Source organism: Asaia sp. SF2.1 (genome assembly GCF_000505765.1).
Classification (GTDB): domain Bacteria; phylum Pseudomonadota; class Alphaproteobacteria; order Acetobacterales; family Acetobacteraceae; genus Asaia; species Asaia bogorensis.
Window position 1 is genome coordinate 66,539 of the sequence record NZ_AYXS01000006.1, and the last position, 2,695, is coordinate 69,233.

Here is a 2,695-nt window from a genome sequence, read left to right on the forward strand (position 1 = left end):
TGGTCGAGTAATACTGTCCGACAGTCCATCCGGACATGCCATTATTGGAAAGAGCAGTGGCGGAAACATATTTGCTCAGCGGCGCCGAGGAATCCTTTTCAGCGGCGATATTGGCGCCTGTCGTCGGTCCGAACATATAGGCGCCATAAGCCTGTAGCGTCGTTGCGGGCTCGCCGGTACGCGCGGACACGGTCGCGGAATAGCTTGCGATGATGTGGCTTGCCACATCCGCCTGGGCGGCAGGATTGTCGCGGTCCGCATCCGTGTAAGGCAAGCCGTATTCACTGACGGTGTCATCCCAGGTGCCCTGGGTAATCTGCCAGACACCTTGCGCGGAAGAGGTCGCGTTCCCGACATTCTGGTAGTGACTTTCCACCTCCCCGAAAGCCGCGAGGGTGGCAGGATTGACGCCCGCATTCTCGGCAGCGGCGATTGCGGAACTGCCATAGCTCTGCGCCTGCAGGGCCGACATGGCATCGCTATTCGCAATGCTCCCTGTCCAGGGCGATGATGTGCTTGCCGTCCCCGCACTGCCCTGTGTATCGCTCCCCTCCCCCGCATCGCCGGTCGTGCCGCCGGTTGCCGTGATATGCGGCCCACCGAGTTCGGGGATGGTCGGGATCACCTCGGGCGCAGCCTGCGCCGGGGCACAACAGATTATCGCCAGGACAAGGCAGGTTCTGCCGCTAGTCGACATGATAGGCGATCATGCCATCAGGTGCGACGCCTGATACAGCGCATAATGTGGCACTGCCGCCGCCCGTCGCACGGAACGGCACGAGATGTGAAGTAGGAATCCAGCCGCGCCGTGTTCCGGTATAAAGTACCTTGGTGAAGGCCCCCCGATGCACCCCCGTTGCGGCGATCCGTCCCGGTGCGATCCCGATCCGTTTCGCGTCGAAATTGGGAGAGGCGAGGATTGGCTCGTCTTCTGATGTCGTGCTCAGGCAGGTCGCGGGTTCGGGCAAGGGCGATAGTTTCGGGCCATGCGGCACGGCGCTCTGCGGCACCGGCGGCCCCCAGTCGCGTTTGGGCATATCACGCAGGCGTTCCTGTGACATGCGCTCCAGCTCCTGATCGGTGAAGCCCTTTTGCGCTCCCGCCGGATTTGTCTGAGCCATGGTCTCATGAGGCAGCACCGCCGTCCCGGTGATGCCGATCAGCGTGAGGGCCGCGAGGGCTGATCTTGGAACCATCTTCTGTTCTCCTCAGAGTGAAACAAGCCAACACTGGGCATGAAGCCGCACAGATCTCAAGGCGTCCTGACCTGCTCCGGGGTGCTGGCTTTTGCTGCTAACAATAAAGCCATGCCCCTTTTATCCTCTGCAACCGCCTCCTTATTGACCCGCAGGAACTGGTCAACGAGAAAAGGCAAATCTTTGGGAAGGGCCTCGTTATACGGAGCGATCGAGAGGAAATTGAACGGTCTCGCGGATGAAGAGATGGTCAGGAGATGCTTCTTTTCATCAGCTGACAGGGCTGACGACAGGATCGCCTGACGGAGGTCGTTGAGCTGACGCTCTGTATTAAGGTGGTCGCCCCGGTTACGCGTCTCCCCGACGATACGAGCAGTCAGGAATTCGTTACTTCGCACCTTGTTCGCATGCCACCCGTAAAGTCCGAGACCCACCACTCCAGCGACAAGTGCGCAGAAGGCGCCATAAAAAATGATGCGCCGGATGAGGGGCTGGTTGAAACCCGGTAGTCGAGGGAGTGGATTCATCGTTGGCCCAATCGTTTGCAAACGCGGCCGGAGATTGGCGGCGCTCCTGAAGCGTCAGCCGCAATGATCCAGAGAGCGAGCGATTATTTTCACCTGCCCTCTTTTTTTTGAAATTTGCCTGTCGCTCTCTGGATAGAGGCATCGGAGGCTTGGCATATCATCTCTGCCAAGGACTCAACCGATGCGTGCGCTGATCCCCGGGATTACCTTGATCCCATGCCTGCTTTCCCTGCCCTCCCCGGCATTCGCCCAGCAATGCCCAGCGATCCAGCCAGTGGACGTTGCCCCCGCTCCACCCCCTCCGGCTCGCAGCATCCCAGCTGTGCAAATGCGAGCGATCGCCGACCCGGCCTGCCAGCCGGATCTGCCGCTTCACCCGTTTGCGCCCGATGCGATCGCCGCCATACCGGCACTCAAGGCCCTGTCACAGGATGGCCGAACCCTCCTCGATCTGGGGATGTGTCACGGCATGAGAGGGGTATTTGCGCGCAAGGGTACCCATTTTCAGACCTATTACATCACACCGGATGGCGAGCGGCCTATCGGCGGCGTGATGTGGACGCTGGATGGTGAGAACATCACACGCTCGCAGATCCATTCGATCGCAGGCACAATCCCGGCCATACGCGTTGGCGCTCCTGCCCCCGTTGCGTCCGATACAAATGCCGGTCCGGCGACCCGACTTTCCCATGCCTGGGGAGGCTCGATCGGCAGAGTTGGTGCGCCGCATCTATGGATGGTGATCGATCCCCTGTGCGGATACTCCCAGCGCGCCTGGCTGACGCTCAAGCCTCTGGTCGATGCCGGCCGCCTGCGGCTGACGCTGATCCCCATTGCAGTCAACGACCGTGAAAACAACGGGCAGAGCACGCCTGCCGCCGAGGCGCTCCTGACAGCCGGAACGGATGCACTACCGCCTCTTTGGCTCAGGATACTCGACACGGCCGCCAGTTCGGGCGGCGCGGGCGCAAG

The 2,695-nt window shown here is 61.1% G+C and carries 4 protein-coding genes; 1 reads left to right on the top strand and 3 read right to left on the bottom strand.

Features of this window, described 5'->3' with window-relative positions:
* From P792_RS24855 to P792_RS24865, 3 genes are all read right to left on the bottom strand, one after another.
* The coding region (locus P792_RS24855) for a transglycosylase SLT domain-containing protein (protein WP_023977998.1) at positions 1-697 on the bottom strand (697 nt) is incomplete at its 3' end.
* Entirely contained in the window at positions 687-1,196 is a 510-nt protein-coding gene (locus P792_RS24860; RefSeq protein WP_023977999.1) for a hypothetical protein, read from the bottom strand. The genes P792_RS24860 and P792_RS24855, both read right to left, overlap by 11 nt.
* Positions 1,197-1,252: 56 nt before the next feature.
* Positions 1,253-1,723 (bottom strand): hypothetical protein, encoded by a 471-nt coding sequence (locus P792_RS24865; protein WP_031240232.1) that lies wholly within the window; start codon positions 1,721-1,723, stop codon positions 1,253-1,255.
* A gap of 328 nt (positions 1,724-2,051) precedes the next feature.
* Here P792_RS24865 and P792_RS0118200 point away from each other — a divergent pair.
* A partial coding sequence (locus P792_RS0118200) for a hypothetical protein (protein WP_051395819.1) occupies positions 2,052-2,695 on the top strand: 644 nt, incomplete at its 3' end.